Annotated in this window: 18 protein-coding genes; 9 read left to right on the top strand and 9 right to left on the bottom strand. The window is 45.7% G+C overall.

All coding sequences use genetic code 11. The features are described 5' to 3' along the window. Positions 1-46: 46 nt before the first annotated feature. Complete coding sequence (locus tag ACDQ55_RS04020) at positions 47-1519, bottom strand: gluconokinase (RefSeq protein ID WP_420979841.1); 1473 nt, start codon at positions 1517-1519, stop codon at positions 47-49. Positions 1520-1601: 82 nt separating this feature from the next. On the opposite strand from ACDQ55_RS04020, the gene ACDQ55_RS04015 reads away from it, so the two are divergent. The 3 genes from ACDQ55_RS04015 (at position 1602) to ACDQ55_RS04005 (ending at position 5602) form a co-directional block, all read left to right on the top strand. Next, a complete protein-coding gene (locus tag ACDQ55_RS04015; protein WP_420979840.1) occupies positions 1602-3341 on the top strand; it encodes a GMC family oxidoreductase in 1740 nt (579 codons plus the stop codon). Positions 3342-3406: 65 nt separating this feature from the next. Next, positions 3407-4099 (top strand): gluconate 2-dehydrogenase subunit 3 family protein, encoded by a 693-nt coding sequence (locus tag ACDQ55_RS04010; protein ID WP_420979839.1) that lies wholly within the window; start codon positions 3407-3409, stop codon positions 4097-4099. A gap of 48 nt (positions 4100-4147) precedes the next feature. After that, on the top strand, positions 4148-5602 hold the full coding sequence (locus tag ACDQ55_RS04005; protein WP_420979838.1) for a Gfo/Idh/MocA family protein: 1455 nt from the start codon (positions 4148-4150) through the stop codon (positions 5600-5602). Between the two features lie 151 nt (positions 5603-5753). Here ACDQ55_RS04005 and ACDQ55_RS04000 read toward each other — a convergent pair whose 3' ends face one another. After that, positions 5754-7499: a RagB/SusD family nutrient uptake outer membrane protein gene (locus ACDQ55_RS04000; RefSeq protein WP_420979836.1), complete on the bottom strand. Its 1746-nt coding sequence runs from the start codon at positions 7497-7499 to the stop codon at positions 5754-5756. A 10-nt stretch (positions 7500-7509) separates the two neighbouring features. Beyond that, positions 7510-10578, bottom strand: coding sequence for a SusC/RagA family TonB-linked outer membrane protein (locus tag ACDQ55_RS03995; protein ID WP_420979834.1), 3069 nt, complete (start codon positions 10576-10578; stop codon positions 7510-7512). A gap of 251 nt (positions 10579-10829) precedes the next feature. Between ACDQ55_RS03995 and ACDQ55_RS03990 the strand changes: the two genes are divergently transcribed. Both ACDQ55_RS03990 and ACDQ55_RS03985 read left to right on the top strand, forming a co-directional pair. Then, positions 10830-12590 (top strand): hypothetical protein, encoded by a 1761-nt coding sequence (locus tag ACDQ55_RS03990; RefSeq protein ID WP_420979832.1) that lies wholly within the window; start codon positions 10830-10832, stop codon positions 12588-12590. 104 nt (positions 12591-12694) lie between these two features. Next, on the top strand, positions 12695-13354 hold the full coding sequence (locus ACDQ55_RS03985; RefSeq protein WP_420979831.1) for a hypothetical protein: 660 nt from the start codon (positions 12695-12697) through the stop codon (positions 13352-13354). Here the strand turns inward: ACDQ55_RS03985 and ACDQ55_RS03980 are convergent, their stop codons facing one another. The 3 genes from ACDQ55_RS03980 to ACDQ55_RS03970 all read right to left on the bottom strand — a co-directional run bounded on the left by ACDQ55_RS03980 (position 13355) and on the right by ACDQ55_RS03970 (position 17065). Beyond that, entirely contained in the window at positions 13355-14647 is a 1293-nt protein-coding gene (locus ACDQ55_RS03980; protein WP_420979830.1) for a D-alanyl-D-alanine carboxypeptidase/D-alanyl-D-alanine-endopeptidase, read from the bottom strand. 82 nt (positions 14648-14729) lie between these two features. Continuing rightward, positions 14730-16064, bottom strand: coding sequence for a Gfo/Idh/MocA family protein (locus tag ACDQ55_RS03975; protein WP_420979829.1), 1335 nt, complete (start codon positions 16062-16064; stop codon positions 14730-14732). Between the two features lie 38 nt (positions 16065-16102). Beyond that, positions 16103-17065, bottom strand: a complete 963-nt coding sequence (locus ACDQ55_RS03970) for a formylglycine-generating enzyme family protein (RefSeq protein WP_420979827.1) — start codon at positions 17063-17065, stop codon at positions 16103-16105. Between the two features lie 156 nt (positions 17066-17221). Between ACDQ55_RS03970 and ACDQ55_RS03965 the strand changes: the two genes are divergently transcribed. The 4 genes from ACDQ55_RS03965 to ACDQ55_RS03950 all read left to right on the top strand — a co-directional run bounded on the left by ACDQ55_RS03965 (position 17222) and on the right by ACDQ55_RS03950 (position 21013). Next, positions 17222-18190, top strand: a complete 969-nt coding sequence (locus tag ACDQ55_RS03965; RefSeq protein ID WP_420979826.1) for a hydroxypyruvate isomerase family protein — start codon at positions 17222-17224, stop codon at positions 18188-18190. A 248-nt stretch (positions 18191-18438) separates the two neighbouring features. Beyond that, on the top strand, positions 18439-18789 hold the full coding sequence (locus ACDQ55_RS03960; protein WP_420979825.1) for a phage holin family protein: 351 nt from the start codon (positions 18439-18441) through the stop codon (positions 18787-18789). 36 nt (positions 18790-18825) lie between these two features. Then, entirely contained in the window at positions 18826-20799 is a 1974-nt protein-coding gene (locus ACDQ55_RS03955; protein WP_420979823.1) for an alpha-ketoacid dehydrogenase subunit alpha/beta, read from the top strand. 70 nt (positions 20800-20869) lie between these two features. Further along, on the top strand, positions 20870-21013 hold the full coding sequence (locus tag ACDQ55_RS03950) for a hypothetical protein (protein ID WP_420979822.1): 144 nt from the start codon (positions 20870-20872) through the stop codon (positions 21011-21013). 151 nt (positions 21014-21164) lie between these two features. On the opposite strand, the gene ACDQ55_RS03945 is transcribed toward ACDQ55_RS03950, so the two are convergent. The 3 genes from ACDQ55_RS03945 to ACDQ55_RS03935 all read right to left on the bottom strand — a co-directional run bounded on the left by ACDQ55_RS03945 (position 21165) and on the right by ACDQ55_RS03935 (position 23028). Beyond that, a complete protein-coding gene (locus ACDQ55_RS03945) occupies positions 21165-21707 on the bottom strand; it encodes an O-acetyl-ADP-ribose deacetylase (protein WP_420979820.1) in 543 nt (180 codons plus the stop codon). Positions 21708-21710: 3 nt separating this feature from the next. Continuing rightward, positions 21711-22460, bottom strand: a complete 750-nt coding sequence (locus ACDQ55_RS03940; RefSeq protein ID WP_420979818.1) for an NYN domain-containing protein — start codon at positions 22458-22460, stop codon at positions 21711-21713. 97 nt (positions 22461-22557) lie between these two features. Next, positions 22558-23028: a Dps family protein gene (locus ACDQ55_RS03935; protein WP_420979816.1), complete on the bottom strand. Its 471-nt coding sequence runs from the start codon at positions 23026-23028 to the stop codon at positions 22558-22560. Positions 23029-23046: the final 18 nt, after the last annotated feature.

The raw sequence follows: 23046 nt of genomic DNA, 5'->3' as shown, positions 1-23046 counted from the left end.
TAATGGCTGACCGTTATTGCGGTCAGCCATCTTTTTAATCCCTACATCAATATGCTGTCATAAAAGACGCCAGCTGTTCGTATAGTTGCAGGAATCGCTGGTATTTTTCCTCATATTGCAGGTGCCGGATCTCATCCGGATAAAAAACCTGTTCCGCTTCCGGGATAGCCATGGGCGTAATATGGAGCCCCAACACCTCTGCCGCCAGTATAACGGCTCCCAAAGCAGAAGCGTCGCTGGCCTGCTGTAGATACATTGGTTGCCCAAAAATATCAGCCAGCAGTTGTATCCAGCCCGGCGCATTAGTAAATCCACCACTGACAGATATTTTACGCACCGGGCCCGCTGTTTCCTGTAAAGCCGTTTTAATACTGTATAGGGCAAAGCAGATGCCTTCCAACACCGCACGGGTAAAGTGGGCCGGCGTATGTTGTGGCTGTATGCCTATAAAAGCCGCACTGGCGGCACTATTCCATATTGGCGCCCGTTCTCCCAGTAAGTAAGGAAGACATAACAGCTTACCTGGCGAAGTTGCCAGCGCCTCCTGTACTAACCCGTTCAATGCCGTGAGCGGCTGTTGCAGGAAATCCCTGACCAGCCATTGCAATACAACCCCTCCATTGTTGGAAGCACCACCGGTAATATATACATTGTCGGTAAGTAAATACGTAAAAAGGCGTTGGTGCGCATCCGTGAGAGGACGGTTACCAGCCATCCTTACGGCTCCACTGGTGCCGATCGTGAGGGTGGCATGGCCTTCATCCATTGCGCCGCTACCCAGTTGGGCCAGGCAACCGTCGCTGGCGCCTACCACAAACGGTGTGTTGGCCGGAATTTCTAGCTCTGCGGCCATAGCAGGAGACAATCCGCTAATAACATAGCTGGCAGGCACCGGGCAGGATAACTGACCAGCCTTAACACCCGCCGCAGCCAACGCAGTTTTGCTCCATTGCAATGTATGCATATTAAACAACCCGGTAGCAGAAGCAATAGAATGATCAACAATATAGGTACCGAAAAAATGATGGAAAACATATTCCTTGATGCCAATAAATAAGGCAGCTTCCATAAAGAGCGCCGGTTGATGCTCCCGTAGCCAATGAATCTTGCAAAGCGGCGACATGGCATGTATAGGCGTTCCTGTTTGCCGGTATATTTCGCCACCTTCGGAGGAACTACGCAAGGCCTGGGCGCTGGATTCACTCCGGTTATCTGCCCATATCATGAAAGGCGTAAGGGCCACTCCATCCCTATTTACAGCCATTATGCTATGCATAGCACTACTGAAAGCAATAGCCAAAGGAGCATTTCCAGCCAACTTTGCCGCTTCCCGGATGGCATTCTTTACCGCCTCCAGTATGTCTTCCGGACGCTGTTCACTATACCCCGGCTGCGGATGCTGCGTAGTATACGACTGCTGAAAAACGGTTCGCACCCCGCCGTTCGCTTCTCGCAAAACCGATTTAGTGCTACTGGTGCCTATGTCGACACCGATAATACAGATTGTGTGATCACTCATATAAAAAACCTTCCTTTTTCCGCATTTAATTTATAGATTTAAAATCGGTGTTCTTACTTCATGTCAAAAATTTCCACGCAATATGGCTTTCGAAATCAAAAAACAAGGAAAGGTTTACGACGTTTGCATCGTTGGTTCCGGCGCCGGAGGGGGCATGGCCGCTAAAATCTTATCTGAAGCGGGCCTCAAGGTAGCACTTCTGGAAGCAGGGCCAAAATACGATCCGGCAGACCCAGAGCAGGTTACTCAATTAAAATGGTCCTATGAATCACCACGACGAGGCGCCAGCTCAACCCGCCCATTTGGCGATTTTGACGCATCCTATGGTGGATGGGACATCAACGGAGAACCTTACACGAAAAAGGATGGCACTGCATTCGACTGGTTCAGGTCCAGGATGTTAGGTGGCCGAACTAACCACTGGGGAAGGATATCGCTACGTTTTGGTCCCCGCGACTTTAAACACAAAAGCTACGATGGCCTAGGCGATGACTGGCCGATCACCTACGAAGAGGTAGCCCCGTATTACGACCGGGTAGATAAAATGATCGGCGTTTTCGGTTCTAAAGAGAACCTTCCTAATGAACCCGATGGCTTCTTCCTACCTCCTCCTAAACCCCGGTTGCACGAACTCATGGTAAAAAGAGCCGGCGATAAGCTAGGCATCCCTGTAATACCTTCCCGACTGTCTATCCTTACCCGCTCTGTAAATAAAGACCGTAGCCCTTGTTTTTTCTGCAGCCAGTGTAACCGTGGTTGTATGGTGTATGGCGACTTTTCCGCCTCTTCTGTGTTGGTAAAACCAGCCATGAAAAGCGGGCATGTAGACTTATATACCAATGCCATGGTGCGTGAAGTACTCACAGACAGCAGTGGTCTTGCCACCGGTGTTGCCTATATAGATAAAACAGACTTGCAGGAATATTCCGTAAACGCCCGGGTAGTAGTGCTTGCGGCTAGCGCCTGCGAATCTGCCCGTCTACTGCTGAATTCAAAATCAGCCAAACATCCCAACGGACTGGCTAATTCCAGTGGCGTAGTAGGTAAATACCTACACGACTCCACCGGCTCTTCAAGAGGTGCATGCTTACCCCAGTTAATGGACCGCAAACGATACAACGAAGATGGCGTAGGCGGTATGCACGTATACGTACCCTGGTGGGGTGATAATAAAAAGCTGGATTTCGCCCGCGGCTACCACATTGAACTAGGTGGCGGCATGCATATGCCTACTTATGGTTATGGTTTTAATATGGAAGTGATGAATGGCAAGCTTCCAGGCCCTGATGGGAAAGCAAAATCCGCAGGCGGTTACGGCGCTTCCCTGAAAGATGACTATCGCCGTTTCTTTGGCACCCAAATAGGTTTTGCCGGTAGAGGCGAATGTATCGCCCGGGAAGATAATTACTGCGAAATAGATCCTGCAGTAGTAGATAAATTTGGCATACCGGTGCTACGCTTCCATTATACCTGGAGCGACCACGAAATTAAACAAGCCAAACATATGCAGGATACCTTTGAACAACTGATCCATGAAATGGGCGGTATACCGCTTGGCCCCAAACCCGGCGCAGATACTAACTATGGACTGGAAAACCCTGGCCGCATCATCCACGAAGTAGGTACCACCCGCATGGGCGATGATCCCAATAAGTCTGTCTTAAATAAATATAACCAGGCACACGAAGTAAAGAACCTGTTTGTTGTAGACGGAGGCGCTTTTGTATCCCAGGCAGATAAAAACCCTACCTGGACCATCCTTGCACTGTCTATGCGGGCATCTGAATATATAGTAGATCAATTAAAAAAACAAAATATCTGATCCGGACCAGTTATTACCTTTAACGGCTGGTAGCTGGACATACCATCATCCGAAAATCAACTATCATGGATAGAAGAGAATCACTTAAAGCCCTCGCACTGGGAACGTTATCGGTAGGCACCATCCTGTCGGCAACGGGTTGTGAAGTAAAAAAGGATACTGGGGAGAAAAAAGAAGACACCGGCAAAGTAGCCGGCTATGGCCGTACGCCGGCCGAGGCCCTGCGCGATAAGGCCTTGATGGAGGAAAAATTTTTTACGCCGGAAGAAATGAAAACGATCACCATCCTGGCAGATATTATTATTCCGGCAGATGAACATTCTGGTAGCGCCAGCGATGCCGGCGTTCCGGCCTTCATAGAATTTATTGTAAAAGATATACCCGAGCATCAGCTCCCCATGCGGGGAGGCCTTCGCTGGCTGGACCTCCAATGTGCCAAACATTATAATAAGTCGTTTGCCGAATGCGATGAAAAACAGCGTATGGCCATTGTAGATACAATTGCCTGGCCAGAACAGGCTACGCCGGAGAACAGCCAGGGCGCAGCATTTTTCAACCGTATGCGCAACCTCGTAGCCACCGGTTTTTTCACCAGCAAAATGGGCATTAAAGACCTTGGCTATAAAGGCAATACACCCAATGAATGGGATGGCGTGCCTGCCGATGTGTTGCAGCAATACGGCTATGCCTATGATGAAAAAACATTGGCTACCTGTCTGAAAATTGAAGACCGGGGTAAACTGATGACCTGGGACTAACGTACTAACTTGCTATTTCATCATTTAAATCCAGAAAACTTAACATCAATGATTCCAGAAAAAAAGAGTGAGGGAGAAAACAGTGTATCCCGCAGGTCATTCCTGAGAAACGGCGCGCTTGCAGCAGCCGGTTTCATGATAGTTCCACGTCATGTATTAGGTAGAGGCTACGTTGCACCAAGTGATCGCCTGCGGGTAGCAGGTATCGGCGTAGGCGGTAAGGGCTTCAGCGATATATCTGAATTTGCCAAAGGCCCGGCCGATATTACTTTCCTATGCGATGTAGACACCCGTCGTGCAGCTGAAGCCGTGAAAAAATTCCCTAAAGCGAAGTTTTATACCGACTTCCGGGAAATGTTTGACAAGGAACATAAAAATTTTGATGCGGTATCTGTATCCACTCCGGACCACACCCACGCCGTTGCGGCCATGGGCGCTATGCAGCTGAATAAAGATGTATACGTACAAAAACCAATGACCCACGACATCTACGAAGCCCGTATGCTCACCCAGGCAGCCAATAAATACAAAGTGGTAAGCCAAATGGGTAACCAAGGCGCCTCCGGCGATGGTGTTCGCCAGTTAATGGAATGGTACAATGCCGGCATTATCGGTGATGTACATACGGTATATTGCTGGACAGACCGTCCTGTTTGGCCACAGGGTATTCCATGGCCTACTGCCAAACAAGATGTTCCTAAAGAACTTAACTGGGATCTTTGGTTAGGTACTGCCCCTAAAAAAGACTACGTAGATAACCTGGTGCCATTTAACTGGCGCGGTTGGTGGGATTATGGTACCGGCGCCATCGGCGATATGGGTTGCCATATTATAGAACCTCCTTTCCGTGTGCTCGGACTGGGATACCCTACTTCTGTGGAATGTAGCGTAGGTAGCGTATACGTAGGAGAGTTTAATCGTGGTTATTTCCCTGAAAGCTGTCCTCCTTCTTCCCATGTGATCATGAAATTCCCTGGTAAAAACGGCAAGGAAATTACCCTGCACTGGATGGATGGCGGTATTCAGCCAGAGCGTCCGGATGAACTGGGCCCTAACGAAGTAATGGGCGACGGCGGTAATGGTGCGCTGTTTATTGGCGATAAAGGTAAAATGATGTGTGGTACTTATGGTGTATCTCCTAAACTACTGCCTACCTCCCGCAACAGCGAAGTGAATGTGCCACAAACCATTGCCCGTGTACCAGAAGGTCACTACCAACAATGGGTAAATGCTGCTATTGCTGGCTATGGCAGCAAACAGCAAAAAACACTGAGCTCTCCTTTCGATCTCGCAGGTCCGCTTACCGAAAGCATCCTGATGGCTAACCTGGCTATCCGCAGCTACGATATCCGTAAACCAAGATCCAGTGGAAAAGGTTTCGACTATCCTGGCCGCTATATCAAGTTACTGTGGGATGGCAACAACATGAAAATTACCAACTTCGATGAAGCTAACCAATTCGTAAAACGTACTTACCGCGATGGTTGGTCACTCGGCGTATAACTGTATTTGTTAGTGCTGTACCGATAGCAACCAATGGAGGGTACCACCCATTTATTGTTATCAAACAGCTGTACAAGAAATTAAACGGCAGCGAAGACAAAAGATCTTCGCTGCCGTTTTAGTAATAAGCAGCCAATGTTACTACTTATGGTTAGTATCCATCCTGTTGCATCAACTTTGCGTTTTTCCTGATTTCACTGGCAGGAATCGGCAACAGGAAATTCTTTTCGGGAAACTGACGGTCTTGTATACTGTATACGTGATATGTAAATGGATGTCCGCTAATCTTAGACCCCAGCACTTCTATTCCCTGGGCATTTTCGTTAAACGCCGATATCGCCTCTGTTTTCCATCTGCGGGCATCAAAGAAACGATGCTCTTCATAAGCTAACTCATAACGTCTTTCATATTTTAGTATGGCCTTCAATGCGGGGCCCGATGCAACAGTTGTTGGCATGCCTGCACGTACGCGCACTTGGTTCAGCACGTCGCGGCCCTCGTTTTCCTGCCCGGCCCAAATACTGGCTTCGGCATAATTAAGCAACACTTCGGCATAACGGAAAAAGATCCAGTTCTGATCGCCCCGGAAAAATTGAGCATCCAGGTTGATGTCCATGAACTTACGCAAATAGTAGCCGGAAAATGTACCGTTCCAGTTTTCGATTGTACTGTTGCGGGTATCTAACCCCCAAACGCTGTCTTTTCCGTTAGCAGATTCATATTTTCCAGTCTGGATTATACCAACAGGATCAGTTACGGCGCCATCGGCCGGCCTCGGTTTCCATTTGGCGCCATCATATAATATAGTCGCATAAAAGCGGGGATCGCGGTTAGCATAAGGCGCTTGAGCCTGTGCTGCATTACTCCAGGAAAATGCCGAGCCGTCCCTCATTTGATAACCACTCACAAAATTCTCAATGGGCACATTACCTCCCCAATTATGATATCCATTAGGACCATTGTACAGATCGTGCGAAGTACCCAATAAAGATTTATCATATTGTTTTACAAAGATCAATTCCTTATTGTCTTTATCCAGGAACACACGTGCATAATTTTCTGCTGCAGAATCAGTAGGATGATATAGTTCATAGAAATGCAATTGGATTACCGAATCTGCCGCAGCCTTTGCCAACAGCATACGGGCAGTTTGGCCCGCTGTGGTGTAGCCCATCAATGGATTGGAAACGCCATTAAATAAATCACTGGCAGCATACAACAATATCCTCGACTTCAACGCCAGGGCTGCACCTTTGGTTGCCCTACCCTTACTGGCTACCGCATCATAAGCAAGCGGTAATGCCTTTGCAGCACTGTCACATTCATTCACAATAAAATTAACACAGGCTTCAAAAGTAGCCCTGGTTACATTCAATATCTCCCCCTCATCTCCTTTCACATTAAAGGTTTTGGTAATCAAGGGTACTCCACCATAGTATTTTACCAACATATGGTAATACCAGGCACGCATAAAATGTACTTCTCCTTTCATACGGGTACGCAGGCTTTCATCCGTCATAGGTACCCCATCTATTTTTTCCAGGAACATATTACAATTCCGGATCGCTTTATAATGAGCATCCCAACGGCTAAAATCACTCAACGCACCAATATCATCTGGCGTAATATTTCCCTGCACCACCAGGGAGGTGTTATAATCATGTATAAAACGGCTTTCATCGGTCATTGAAGAAAGCATTACTTCATTAAAACCCGGGCGCATCTGCACATATAGGTCATTCACAAATGCCTGTACCAGACCTGCATCTTTCCACACATCAGATTCTTCATATTCTGTAAGTGGTTTCTTTTCCAGGAAATCTTTATTGCAGGCGATAATGGCCGTACACAACAGAAAAATGCCCGCTATATATTTAAGTATCGTTGTTTTTCTCATGGTTGTTGAATTAAAAAGTAACTTTTACACCCACATTATAGATCTTGGTCTGTGGATAAAACTGGCCACTGCCACTGGGTGCTTCCGGATCAAAAATCTTCACTTTGTCGATCGTCAGCAGATTTTGCCCACTCACGTATACACGCAGGTTTTGCAACCCAACTTGTTTGCATAACCTCGCTGGTATGCTATATCCCAGATCGAGTGTTTTTAACCGCACATAGTTGGTGTTCCAGAACCAGAAGGTATTCTGGCGCCCCACCCAATACTCACGGTCACGGTCAAACGCCCTTGGCCAGGAAGCATTGGGGTTATCTTTCGTCCACCGGTCTTTCACATAAGCCATAGGAAAATTGCCAATCAGACCAGACTCTGTACGCAAATATTGGCTGGCTCCGGTGGCTCCCTGCCATAACATGGTGAAATCGAAGTTTTTATATTTAGCGCTCATGGTTAGCCCCAAAATCCAGGTAGGGTTCTCGGTGCGGTTTATACGGATGCGGTCCAGGTCATCAATAATATGATCTCCATTTACATCTGCAAAGATGATGTCCCCAGCCCTAGCGCCAGCCAGATGAGCGCTGTTTTTCACTTCATCATCATTTTTATAAATACCGATGGCTTTATAATATAAAGGAGCGTCTATTTGCTTTCCTGTGGATTGCTGCCAAACCGGTACGCCTGGCGTTTCGTCCCAGAAAAGTATCCTGTTTTGAGCATGTGTGATAGTACCCGTCACTTCATAATGAAATTTCCGGATATCATTTTTATGACCCAATCTTATTTCAAAGCCTTTATTCTCTACGCGGCCTATATTTTCCTGGGGAAGGGTCATACCTGTATAGGAAGGCATAGACAAGCTACGGCTTACCAAGATATTGGAACGGCGGGTCAGGAAATAATCGCCCTCAAAGGTTAGTTTATCTCCCAGCAGGGCTGCTTCTATACCAACGTCGTAGTTATTGGCAACTTCCCACGTTATGTCTGCATTAGGTGAGCGCAGTTGGTAAAGGCCTTTATTCAGATCGCCTCCAAACATTACCCCACCGCTGCTAAATCCATAAGTGCTCAGGTATTGGAAAGGGTCTATCAGGTCGTTGCCCATTTGCCCCCAGGCTGCGCGGATTTTAAAGTAATCCAGTGCGCGGATGTGCTGTTTCCAGAAATTTTCATTCGACAATACCCATCCAACAGATGCGCCAGGGAAAGCGCCCATACGACGGCCATGGGGAAAATTCTGGGAACCGTCGTAACGCATATTGAGATCGAACAGGTACGTTTCTTTAAAATTATAGGAAATACGGCCAAAGTAGTTACGGCGCACAAATTCGCTCCCGGTGCCGTTATTCGTTTTTTCCTTATCACCACCCAGATTGAGCTGATCCAACTTATCACTAATAAAATATTTGCGGTAGGCGCCCAGCGTATCAGCGTGTAATGAAGCTTGCTCGAAAGCGATAAAAGTGCTGAGATGATGCTTACCAAACGACCGGGCGTAGTTAATCTTAAAATTAAAAGTGGTTTGTCTTACTGTATTAAACTGTTCGGTGAGCTCCGGCGCACTTACCCCCCTGGAGCCAGGGTTGAGTTGATGAGTGGGGTCGTTTACGTCTGCCAGGGTATATAAGGTCCAGGGTTTGATGAACGATTTATAGAAATCAAAGTTTTGATCATAAGCAAAACTTCCATCTACCGACAAGCCCCGCACCCAGGGGATATTTATGATAGCCGACATATCGGTATTGATCACATAATTTTTTTCATTCGTATAACCAATCGCGTTAGTTCCTGTTACTACAGGATTATCTCCATACTCTATATCAGGGCCAGGCAAACCATTGGGCCAGATAGCATTTTCCGTGGGGCGGCCACGCATCAATGCACGAAAGATAGAGCCAGCGCTGCGGGGAGGGTAGCTCCTGTTTTCGAGGCGGCCGGCCAGGTTAAATTTCAAATGAATGTTATCATTTACGGCAGCATCCAGGTTAGCCCGCAGGTTCTGCTGTTTATAATTGGTAGCACTATTTTTATAAATACCATCTTGGTAAAGTGATCCCAAAGAGACATAGTAAGCCATTTTTTCTGTGCCCCCGCTCAATGCCAGGTCATGTCTGTTTTGTAGGGAAATATCTTTAATCGTTGCATCGTACCAATTTGTATTGGGATACAGCCATGGGTCAGAGCCATCGCCAAATTTTTTGATCTGCTCATCCGTATACCGGGGTACATCACCACCATACTCTAATATTTCATTGACCACCTTTGCATAAGTTTGTGCATCCGCCATTTCGGGCAGCCGGGTAGGCGTTACAAACGATTGGTTAAAACCATAACTCAACGTAGGTTTTCCCATTTTCCCGCGCTTGGTATTAATAAGAATAACGCCATTGGCTGCACGCGATCCGTAAATAGCAGCAGCAGCATCTTTAAGCACAGAAACGCTTTCTATATCGTTGGGGTTGATACGCTCAAAACCGGCGCGCGGAAAGCCATCAATCACGATTAGCGGGCTGCTGTTACCAAGTGTACTACGGCCACGGATAAAGATTTTTGAACCGTCATTGCCTGGTTCTCCACTACTGTTCACTGCAATAATGCCAGGAATCCGGCCTACCAAGGAATTGGAAATATTGACATTGGGCGACTCCTGCAGTTCTGCTCCTTTCACAGAAGATACGGCGCCGGTTTTGGTTACTTTTTTCTGAGTACCGTACCCAATAACTACATATTCGTCCAGTGTTTTCTGGTTTTCCTTCATCATTACATTAACAACAGCTTTACCATCTAACCGGACTTCCTGCGGTTCGAAACCTAGGTACTGAAATACCAGTATGGCGTCCTTTTTCACATCATTCAGCACATAGTTGCCTTTGTCGTCTGTGGAAGCACCCTTTTGGGTGTCTTTTACCCGCACAGTAACGCCAGGCAATAGATTGCCGTTGATGTCTTTCACTTTTCCCTTAACAGTCAAATTTCCTTGTTGCCAAATGCCGGGAATAGGGGCCCGCGCAGTAACAACATTGGTGTGGGTTGCAAAGAGGCATAGCAACAGCAATGCTTTTGCATAACGTGGATTCATACTACATGTGATTTTGGTTAAGAATGAAATATCTACAGTTTATCTTTTCATTGCGTGGTATACTTTAGTTTTTCATAACGCTACTAATAGTACAATGGTCTATGTAAGTTATCCAGAAAAGGGTTAATTATTTTCTAAAAATAAATGTATTGGCTACAATTATTTTAAAAATTTTATTGTGAAAAAAAGATAATTCATATTTGCTTGTAAATACATCTTCGTCAATTCTAATTTTAACGGCACCCTATTCTATGATCATTAAAAAATTATGGCTACCCTTACTTGCTATAGGCTTGTTTATGGCTTGCGACAAGGAGATGGCTACCACAGACAACCCACCGGTAATGAATAATGGCAATAAACCCGTTGCACCGGTTTCACCCGTTCCCCCCAAAGAAGTTAGCAGTAGCATACAGGGCATTATACTTGATGAAAACAATCTGCCGTTAGCCGGTGCACAGGTAGCGTATGGTAATACCACAGTCCCCAGCGCCGCCGATGGCAGCTTTCATATCAATAACGTGATGGTAAAAGAAGCGGCGGCAGTAGTAGCCGTACAAAAAAGTGGTTACTTCAACGGCTATCGTACTTTTCGTATATCCAATACCGGTAAGCTTCAATATGCTCAGATACAATTATTACCTAAAAAAGTAGCCGGTGTTTTCGATGCTGCCACCGGTGGCAACATCACTGCCAGCAATGCCCAATTCAGCTTCCAACCTCAACAGGTAATGGGCGCCGATAACAAACCCTATAACGGCAAGGTGTCATTAATTTATGCGCCAATTAATCCGGAAGCAAGCAATTTCAATGCTATTATACCTGGTGATCTGCGGGGTGTTAGCAACCGCAATACGCTGGTTGGCCTTAAATCCTATGGCATGATGGCTTTGGAAGTACAAGGGGAAAATGGAGAGCAACTCCACCTGGATACCAATAAGCTGGTTACTTTTAAAATGACTATTCCCGCTTCCCTGCGGAATAGCGCTCCAGCCAACATCCCTCTTTGGCATTTTGATGAAGCCTCCGGCCTGTGGAAAGAAGAAGGTAGTGCGCAGAAAATAGGTGATGGTTACGTAGGTACCGTCAAACATTTCTCATTCTGGAATTGCGATGTTTATTTCCCCCTTATCAACTTCAAAGTCACCCTGCAGGATGATAACGGCAATGCGCTAGCCAATATGCTCGTACTGATGAAAAGAAATGATGGCAGCATCACAAGCGGCTATACTAACCAGGATGGGTTGGTAAGTGGCGATATTCCCCAAGGCGAAACACTGACTTTACAGATAATGGACCAGTGCAACAACATTGCATACAATCGCAATGTAGGCCCTTACACCAACGATACCAACCTGGGCACCCTCCAAGTTAATATACCGGGAACGAGCAAAATTCAGTTCAGCGGCGCAGTCACTTCCTGCAATGGCTCTCCGTTGCAAAATGGCATCGTAAATATTAGCCTGAGCGGCATTGTTTACAGCACGCCAGTAGTAGCCGGAAAGTATAACATCAGTATACTCTATTGCCAGGGATATACGACGAATGCGATCATTAACGCAGTAGATGTCGTTGCCAACAAAATATCTACCACCACGCTGCCTGTAACCACCGGCGCCTATATCCAAGACCTCAGTGCCTGCGATGCCATTCAGCCTAGCACACTGAATTTTACTTATACAGGCCAGAACTATAATTTCAGCAGCCCAACAGACTCTGTGATATTATCACAGGCAAATTATCGTAGCCTGCTTTCTGCATCCAATGCAGATAAAAGCCTGGTATACAATATTTTTATGGATAGCGTATCGGTAGGTACCTATGCTACACAAATGGTGAATTTCAGAAACGGGAACCTTGTGTACAGTGGCTCCGGCTCCTATACCATTACGCAAAAGGGAACCCTGGGCGGTTACGTGGAAGGCTCCTTTAGTGCCAACCTGCGAATCGACAGCACCACCAATACTTCCTCCCCACTTACGGGAACGTTTAAAGTACGGGTTACCCAGTAACCGCTATCCGATAATATTATTAGAAAGCCATTAGCTGATTGCTAATGGCTTTTTTGCATAATTTTGCAGCATTCTCCGTTATAGGAATATATCAACCATATTTTATGAAGAAATACCCTTTTCTCATTACTATTAGTGTCCTGTTCATAATAACACAGCTCTCCTGCAGCAAGGAAATGAGCCAGGAAAACAACGGCTCACAGCCTCCTCCCGGCACCTGCGACTACGCTCCTTATACCGTAGGGTCCACTTTTTCTTATATTAATATCAATAACACCAACGATACAACACACTTTACCTTTACTGTTAGCGGGGATACTACCATTAATGGCATCGTCTACAAAAAAATGGGCAACGACAGCGTTTTTACCTGTTCTAACTGCGCATCCGGCGAATATACCCAGATAGCCAGCATCCTTACCTTTCAGGGCTATGAGGCCAACGACCTGCAGCTAACTTACCTGAAAGACAACGTAGTAGCCGGCACTTCCTGGAAAGATACCATCACGGTGAACAATGGCAGTGTATCTTCTACCGGTATACTGGAGTTCACCATTACTGCCACCGGCATGACCAAATCCGTTAATGGGGAAGATTATACAGATGTTATTGCTGTTCGTACAGACGCCTATGCCTTGGTATCAGATAATACCATCCCGGTAGGTACTCTCTTTACCAGCTATTACGGCAAAGGGATTGGCTTAATAGAAATGGACAAAGAAGAAGATACGACCCGGTTGGTTTCCTACGACCTGCAACCCTGATCAGTAATCTTTCCAGATGGCCGTTAATAGTTTTTCTATCGCTTTTCTCACACTAGTAGCAGACTCGTGGTGATTATTTACCAATACACTGAATACCAATGTTTTATTTTTCTTTGTTACCAGGTATCCACTCAACGCCACAATGCCGTTTAGGGTACCTGTTTTAGCATGTATAAACTGTTGTGGATAATAATTCCGTAAGGTGCCCTTTCCCCCGGTAGGTAAAATGTACCATAGCCGTTGGGTGGAATACTGCTGCTGCAAAAGGGTAAGCACAGTCACAAAATCGCGGGGCGTAAAGAGGTTGTACCGGGAAAGACCAGAACCGTCTTCCCATTGAGGTGGATGCGGCAATACTTTCAGATCACGGGCAAGCAAATACGAAATAATACGGGCGGTACTAATACTGTCCCACAGCATTGCCGAACTCATCATCAGCGTTTGCTCTGCAAAGAAATTATCACTTTCCTGCATCATGGGAATAAACAAAGAATCTACCGGTATACTGCGCAAAATACGGAATACCCCTTTAGGAGCGGTTACAGCGAGACCTATGTGCCTATGTAATGTATCTTCCAATCGCTCCCGCAGATCCAATATAGATCCGGTAATAAAAGGAATAGCTGCTGTTTGTACAGCGCTACTGCGGGGATTATATTTCAGGTAGAAATAATTATTTCGTTCATCCCTTTCCGTTATAAACTCCCGGAGGGTGTCATCTGTTATGGCATCCAGGTTGTAAAGACTAGGGATAATAATATTGCTGTCCTGGTGATGACGTATGTGCACCAGGTTGCCATACATAGGCCATTCACTGAGTTCAGGCTGATAGTCGTCTGCATAATCGTTCCATGCCCAGCCCGGTCCATAGCGTTTATTGGCATTAGCCACAGGAACCAGGTATATTTTTTTCTTTGTTTGTTGCAATAGCTGCAACAATGGTTGATAAGCATAATCAGGATGCAGAAAAGAAGGATCACCCATTCCTTTCACAAACAGGGCAGTATCATTTTCGTAATACCGGACAGCGGGCAGGGAATCACCCAATAGTTTCATGCCGGCGTAGAGCGCAAAAATCTTGGTATTGGAAGCGGGAGTAAAAAACTTGTCATCCTGGTATTGGTACCAATATTTACCAGTAGCAGGTTCGTAGATACAGATACCTACATGCGCCTGTTCTAGTGGTGCCTTATGGATGATTTCCGCGTCAGCCCATTTTTTTATGGCAACCTCCTGGGCAGCGGTAGGTAGCAACCAACATGCTAATATAATTACCGTCAGTAATCTCTTCATGTTATCTGATCATTTTGTTCCGGCCAATAGAGCGCCGGAACAAAATAACCAAATAAAAAAATATCACAACAACTAAATGCTATCAGCTAAAGTACTTTGTAATACCGGGTTTAGCGAATGCGTAGTTTCCGGAGGCATCTGGCAATACCGGCGGCTGGGCATCAAACGCATAGGTTTTAGGATGGATATCCAAGCCGGAGTTCAAGGCTACGTTCCAATCTATTACCTGGCCAGAATAAGTGGCCAGGCGGCCTATAATGGCTGTTAACGTGGTTTGGGCGCCTCTTTCCGCATCAGCGAATTTATACTCCCCTTTAGCAATAGCCGCAAACAGTTCGTCATGTTCTGTTTGATAAGGGTTGTTTTCATTCTTTTTCTTATCAAACTGGTACAATACTTTTCCTTTGTGGTCCACAATCTGTGCCCGGTCGCACAGGATACGGCCTTTGGTTCCCACAATTTCTTCATCTACTTTACTGGGAGCATCTTTCCAGTGGCGGCACTGGCTATTCATCACCACGCCATTAGCATACCGGTATTCTACGTAGTGATGGTCAAATATCTCACCATACTCTTTACCAGTGCGTACAGCTCGGCCACCCATTCCCTGGGCAGTAACGGGGGTAGCACCCATAAACCAATTACCAACATCAATATTATGGATATGCTGCTCTACAATATGATCACCACATAACCAGTTGAAGTAATACCAATTGCGCATCTGGTACTCCATTTCCGTGTATTCTGGTTTACGGGGTTTTACCCACAGTGCGCCCTGATTCCACCATACCTGGGCCGACAGTATATCGCCGATCATGCCGTCCTGGAAGCGCTTATACAACTCACGATAAGAGTTCTGGTAACGGCGTTGCAAGCCAACTACTACGTTCAATTTCTTGGTTTTAGCCACTGCAGCAGCCTCCAGTACCCGCTTGATACCGGCAGGATCGGTAGCTACCGGTTTTTCCATGAAGATATGTTTGCCTTGCTTAACAGCCTCTTCAAAATGAATAGGGCGGAAACCCGGTGGTGTAGCCAATATGACTACATCTGCCAGGGCGATGGCTTGTTTGTAAGCATCAAAGCCCAGAAACTTATTGCTTTCCGGTACATTTACCCTGTTGGCTTTATCTCCCAGCGCTTCTTTAATATTTTCATAGCTTTCTTTCAATCTGTCTGGGAAGGCATCGGCCATAGCCACCAGTTGAACATTTTCTTTGGTACTAAGCGCCTGGGTAGCAGCGCCGGTACCGCGCCCACCGCAACCGATCAGCGCAATTTTAATTACACCAGAAGCACCAGAAAAATAATTTGCCTTAGACAAGATCGGCATGGCCAGCAACCCACCAGCCAATAGGGTAGATTGTTTCATAAATTCGCGGCGGCCTTCCCCGTGGAATTTCTTTTCGTTGTCCATAAATGAATAAGATTTAGATTTTAGGAAGTAGAACCAGGCTATCGTGCCCCTTTATATTTAGCGATCGTCTCTTCAAAGAATTGTTCTGCCGCTTCCGGAGTAGGTTGTTTTACCGGCCTTACTATCCGGAAACCTACAAATGGCGCATCAGCATTCCACCAGGAGCTTTTAGGGATCTGTGGATCACGGCGGTTCCAGATCGGATCAGACTTTAAACGGGCAGCACTGCGTAACAACGGCGCTTCATCTTGATAACTTCCGCCTTTTAATAACCGCGGCGTTTTAGCTGTTGGCTGAGTCCAGGGGTCTTGATGATCTGCATTGGCCACCCCATTTTCGTCGTATTGGTCCAGCGTCCATTCTTCCACATTACCCAACATATCGTATAGCCCCCATGCGTTAGGTTTCAATTGTCCTACTTTGTGGTATTTCTGTTCACTGTTATCTTTATACCAAGCATATTCCTTTAGCTGTGCCGCAGTAGCACCAAACGGAAAAGCTGTGACAGTACCGGCCCTGCAAGCATACTCCCACTCTGCAGCAGTAGGCAACCGGTAAAATATGCCTGTTTTAATGTACAGCCATTTGCAATACATTAACGCGCCATACTGGCTCATACTATTGGCAGGAAATCCGCCTGCTTTACCCATTCCCAGTGTAAGGTCAATGTACGGTGGACTGGGGCGGGTCATGCCATCAGGTACGGGCGTTTTATCCTTTTCCGCATCCATATATATATCATACTCATCGAAAGTTACTTCTGTTGCGCCCATCCAAAAATCAGATAGCTGTACTTCTTTAGCGGGCCCTTCGTCATTGTTCCTTCCTTTTTCGTTCTCCGGACTTCCCAATATGAAGCTTCCACCCTTTATAGGCACCATTTTAAAACTAACATCGGTTCCTGGAATTTGCTGCGTATAGGCTTGGAATGCCTGTGTTTGCGCTACAACAACCTGGCTGAACAGTCCGCTCAGCAATAAGGTCATATACGGTTTAGTCATTAACGTGAATATAAGTGGGTGAATCTAAAAAAAACTATGTTGGATTGCAACATTTTTTTGATGAATGGAATAAATTGAAAATTCTCCACAATTGTTAGCATTTACTTATAAAAGCTATTAAATTTAATCTGTCACTATTACATTTAACCTAACGTTATGGAAAGAAGAAAATTCCTGAAAAATGGCGCCCTCGCTGGCATTTCTGCACTGGCAATTGGTGGTGTAGGCAACAACGCCCAGGCCTATACCCACAATAAGAACAATGAAAACAACCAGGCAGTGAACAATGGCAGCAGTAACGCAAATGGGAAAACATTTAACATGAACTATGCCCCACATGATGGTATGTTTAAGAACAGTGCCGGCAATGGCAATTTCCTGGACCAGATCAGATACATGTATGATCAGGGATTCCGCGCCATTGAAGATAATGGCATGCTGGGACGCCCTGCTGCAGAACAGTCTAAAATAGGTGAGTTACTCAGTAAGTTAGGAATACAAATGGGCGTTTTTGTAGTAGATACCGGCAATAACTGGAAAACCTCTCTTGCTACAGGCAAGCAGGAATTTACAGACGCTTTTATTAAAACCTGTAAAGACAGCGTAGAAACAGCCAAACGCTGTAATGCCAAATGGGCGACTGTTGTTCCCGGCTATTTTGAACGCAACTTGCCTATGGGTATACAAACCGCCCACGTGATTGATGCCTTGCGCAGAGGGGCCGAAATATTTGAACCACATGGGCTTATAATGGTACTGGAGCCATTAAGCGACAATCCCGACCTATTCCTCCGTACCGCCGAACAAAGCTTTGGAATTTGCAAAGCCGTTAACAGCCCTTCCTGCAAAATATTATACGATATCTACCACATGCAACGCAATACGGGTAACCTTATCCCTGTAATGGATATGTGCTGGGACGAAATTGCATATATACAGATCGGTGATAATCCAGGCCGAAAGGAACCTGGTACCGGCGAAATCAACTATAAGAACATCTTTAAGCACCTATACCAAAAAGGCTATAAAGGCATATTAGGCATGGAACACGGTATGGCCGGCCAGGGCAAAGAAGGCGAAGCAGCGCTGATCAATGCATACCGCGAAGCTGATAATTTTCTGTAAATCAACAGCTGCGTATAGGCGTTACTGATAAAATAACACTTTAACGCACACTCGCTTTATTATACCTTTCCAGAGCTAACCAGTTATTTTTTCTCACCCAACTGGTTAGCTCGCTAATTCATTATACCGCTACCCTGTTTAAAGTAATTCATTTCCTTGCTGAGATATAGCAGTGGCGAAAATCGCTCACCCCATTCGTCAACAAAAACCAAAATGTTTCGTTAACTTAACTAGTAAAATGATCTCCAATGGGCTCTTTCCTACTCCGCATACTTGTTAGCGCACTGGCCGCTATGATAACCGCTTTATTGCTAAAACCGGCAGTAAAAGTAGACAGCTTTATTACCGCACTGATACTGGCATTAGTATTATCACTATTGAATGCCCTGGTAAAACCCGTGCTGGTACTGCTCACGTTCCCAGTAACCATTATTACCCTGGGACTTTTCTTATTTGTTATCAATGCCCTGATTATTCTGCTGGCCGCTAAACTGGTGCCTGGCTTTAAAGTAGACGGCTTCTGGTGGGCCTTACTTTTCAGCATCGTGATGACGATCATCAACAGTATATTGATCAGTATTGCCGGCGGCAACGATTAAGGTTACCTTTACGGTGCTAATTCCCATATACGCATCATGAATTTTGACCGGACAAATTTAAACGACGCACAACTGCGGTCTTTCTACAAAGCCTTGGTATACCCACGGCTCATAGAAGAAAAAATGCTGTTGCTACTCCGACAGGGAAAAATAAGTAAATGGTTTTCGGGAATCGGCCAGGAAGCCATTGCCGTTGGCGCCACACTAGCCTTGGAAGCAGAAGAGTGGATAATGCCATTACACCGGAACCTCGGCGTATTTACCACCAGGGAAATGCCGCTGGATAAATTATTAATGCAATGGCAGGGCAGTGAAAATGGCTACAGTAAAGGACGGGAGCGTTCGTTTCACTTTGGCAGCCGTACCCACCATATCTGTGGTATGATCTCCCACCTGGGTCCGCAACTTTCTATTGCCGATGGCATTGCATTAGCACACCAGCTAAAAAAGGAACAAAAAATATCTCTGGCCTTTACCGGAGAAGGCGCCACCAGTGAAGGCGAATTCCATGAAGCATTGAACGTGGCTGCCGTATGGGGGCTTCCTGTTGTTTTCCTGATAGAAAACAATGGTTACGGGCTCAGCACACCTATAAGTGAACAATATCATTGCAACCAGCTTACAGACAAGGCTATCGGGTATGGCATGGAAGGGGTACAAATAGATGGCAACAACCTGCTGGAAGTATACCAAACTGTACGCACAGCCAGGGCTTATGCCATACAAGCGCAAAAACCCGTGCTCATAGAAGCTATTACGTTTCGTATGCGTGGCCATGAAGAGGCCAGCGGCATTAAATACGTGCCCCCCGCCCTGCTGGAAGAATGGGGCAAAAAGGATCCTATCTTGCAGTACGAAACTTTTTTATTGGAGTCCCATATTCTCTCTGCTGATGAAATAGCGACTGTGCGGGAAGAACTGAAACAGGAGATAGAAGCCCATGTAACCCGCGGATTGGCAGATCCACCTGTTACTGTCACTACTGTCGTTGAATTAAACGATATATACGCCCCTGCTCCTGCCATCATCCCTGCAAATGGCCCTTCTCAGGAACGCCGCTTTGTTGATGCTATTTCAGCCGGACTACGTCAATCCATGGAAAAATACCCGGAGCTTATTCTCATGGGCCAGGACATTGCAGCATATGGAGGTGCCTTTAAGATAACAGAAGGCTTCCTGGAGCAGTTCGGCAAAGACAGGGTACGCAATACGCCATTATGTGAAAGCGCCATTATAGGCACCGCTCTAGGCCTATCTATAGCCGGTTTTAAAAGTATGGTAGAAATGCAGTTCGCCGATTTTGTGACCTGTGGCTTTAATCAGATTGTGAATAATCTGGCGAAAATACACTACCGTTGGGGACAACCAGCAGATGTAGTGATCCGGATGCCCACAGGTGCAGGTGTTGGCGCCGGCCCTTTCCACTCCCAAAGCAACGAAGCCTGGTTTACCCATGTACCGGGACTAAAAATCGTATATCCGTCCTCCCCCGCAGATGCCAAAGGTTTACTGACAGCCGCCATTGCAGATCCTAACCCGGTGATGTATTTCGAGCATAAAGCATTGTACCGCAGCATCAGCGGACTGGTACCGGAAAACTATTATACCACCGAAATAGGCAAAGCTGCCCTCATACAACCCGGTGAAGACATCAGCATTATTACCTATGGCAGCGGTGTACATTGGGCATGGGAATATGCCCAAAAACATCCGGAATGGTCTATCGGCATACTAGACCTCCGTACCTTGTTCCCGCTAGACTATGCCGCCATTCAGGCAATAGTGGCAGCTACCGGCAAAGTGCTGGTGCTACATGAAGATACCCTTACTGGTGGCTTAGGAGCAGAAATCAGCGCCTGGATAGCAGAACACTGCTTCCTGCTATTGGACGCTCCCGTAATGCGGTGTGCCAGCCTGGACACACCTGTGCCCTTTTCCGGAGAACTGGAAAAAAATTTTCTCGCCAAATCAAGACTGGATAAGTGTATACAGCAATTAATAACATGGTAACAATAGCTTTGATTGGGAATATGACCTGAAAGTTTTAATTTGCACCCGGAATTAATTAAATCGTTATACTATGTTGATGAATCTTTTAACAGTAGTACATACCACTAACTTTTATAAAGTTGGTGACAGTATTGGTCATTTTCTGGCTCCTGTAGCTATTATAGTTTTTGCTGCTATGTTCCTGTATGCCTGGGTGAAGTACGCAAAACTCTAATTTCCGCTTTTTCACATCGCACTATAGAAGAAAAAGGCTTCCTTTATGAGGAAGCCTTTTTCTGTTTGTCGTTTTTATCCACATTGCCAACGGCAAGTTGTCTCATGGAAAAAGTGAGGAACATAACCGTTGAGGCAATACCGGATAAATATCATTCTTCCGGCCGGATGTATTGGTTGTAATATTGTTGGGTATAATGCAGGTTCTCTTCATCAAAGCATACCAGTATTACTTCTTCTATCTCGTCATGTTCATTGAGATAGTTCACAATAACATTCATAGCAATACTGGCAGCCAGTTTTTTAGGAAAATGATAGATGCCAGTACTAATATTAGGAAAAGCAATACTTTTTAAATGATGCCGGGTGGCCAATTCCAGGGAATGCTGGTAACAATTGGCCAACAATACTTCTTCATTTTTTTGGCCGCCATTCCACACAGGCCCTACAGTATGAATAACATGTTTTGCCGGCAACCGGCCAGCGGTAGTGATCACAGCCTCTCCTGTTTTACACCCACCCTGACGGGCAACAATAGCCCTGCAATCGGCCAATATATCCGGTCCACCTGCCCTATGGATGGCTCCATCCACACCACCACCACCTAATAAGGAGGAATTAGCAGCATTTACAATTGCAGCAGCAGCTACTTTGGTGATATCGCCATTGATGATACGAATCTTTCTATATGCCATTGGTTATACGGTTTTTACATACACCAGTTTCCCTGTTTTCTTTCCACTCTCCCTAATATCTATTTCAAAATTCGGAAAGCTTTTAAGCAACTGCAATAACTTATTAAAACCATAGTTACGGGAATCGAAGTCTGGTTGCTTTTTCAGCAGCAGATTACCCAATTCACCCAAATAGGCCCAGCCATCCTCATCTGCAATATCATTGATGCTGGTAGACAATAAGTTGAGTAACCGTTTATCGGCTTTGCTGATACTTTTTTGTTGCTCTTTAAGGGGTTTAGATTTATCGGTATCTGTTTTCCTTTCATGTACCTGTAATATTTCCAGGTAAATAAACTTATCGCAGGCTGCCCGGAAGGCGCTAGGCGTTTTCTGTTCACCCATACCATATACAATCATACCAGCCTCCCGCAAGCGGGTAGCTAACCTTGTAAAATCGCTATCGCTCGATACCAGGCAAAAGCCATCTACCCGGCCAGTATACAATATGTCCATTGCATCTATAATCATGGCCGAATCGGTGGCATTTTTCCCGGAAGTATAGCTATACTGCTGAATGGGTGTAATAGCATATTCCAGCAATACGCCCTTCCAACCTACTACGGTTGGCTTGGTCCAGTCGCCATATATCCTTTTAAAAGTAGGATTTCCATATTTGGCTATTTCCTCCAGCATGCCTTTTATATTATGATAAGGAATATTATCGGCATCTATCAGTACGGCGAAACGGAGATCTCTCGTTGTGTTGTCCATGGTTGTTCTGTTTTAACAGATGGTTGAAAACCAAAAACGTGTTGGTTACAGCATCTTTACTGTTCCCAACACGTCAATTACTTTTTTATCAATGTGTTTAACCGAGATAGGCACGGATCATCCAGGCCAGCTTAAGGTGCTTTTGCAGCATTTGGGTAGCAAAATCTGCAGCGCCTTTATCTTTATATTTATCGTCGAATTCATCAATGAGCCTGCGCAAGTTGCGAATAATAGTTTCATGATCTGCCAGTAATTCCTGCAGCTGTTTTTTCTGATCGTTGGAATATTCAGATTCCAGGAGATTAGTCAGTTCCAGTACATCTGCATAACGTCCCAGTGCAAAATGTCCCAGGGAACGGATATACTCTGCAACCAAATCACCAAACTCTTCCAGCTCCTCATACTGTTCCTCATAGAATATATGCATTTCATGGAAGTTGCTGCCTTCGATGTTCCAATGGCAATTCCTCGTTTTAGCATAGATCAGCAATTCGTCCGCCAATACCTTATTCAGCTCTAATGCTATCTGCTTTATGTTTTCTTCCAAAACCCCGATGTTTGCTTTCATATATCAGTGATTTTTTTT

This window comes from Chitinophaga sp. 30R24, assembly GCF_049056765.1.
In the GTDB taxonomy this organism is placed as follows: Bacteria; Bacteroidota; Bacteroidia; order Chitinophagales; family Chitinophagaceae; genus Chitinophaga.
This window is presented reverse-complemented; position numbering and strand designations above follow the sequence as displayed.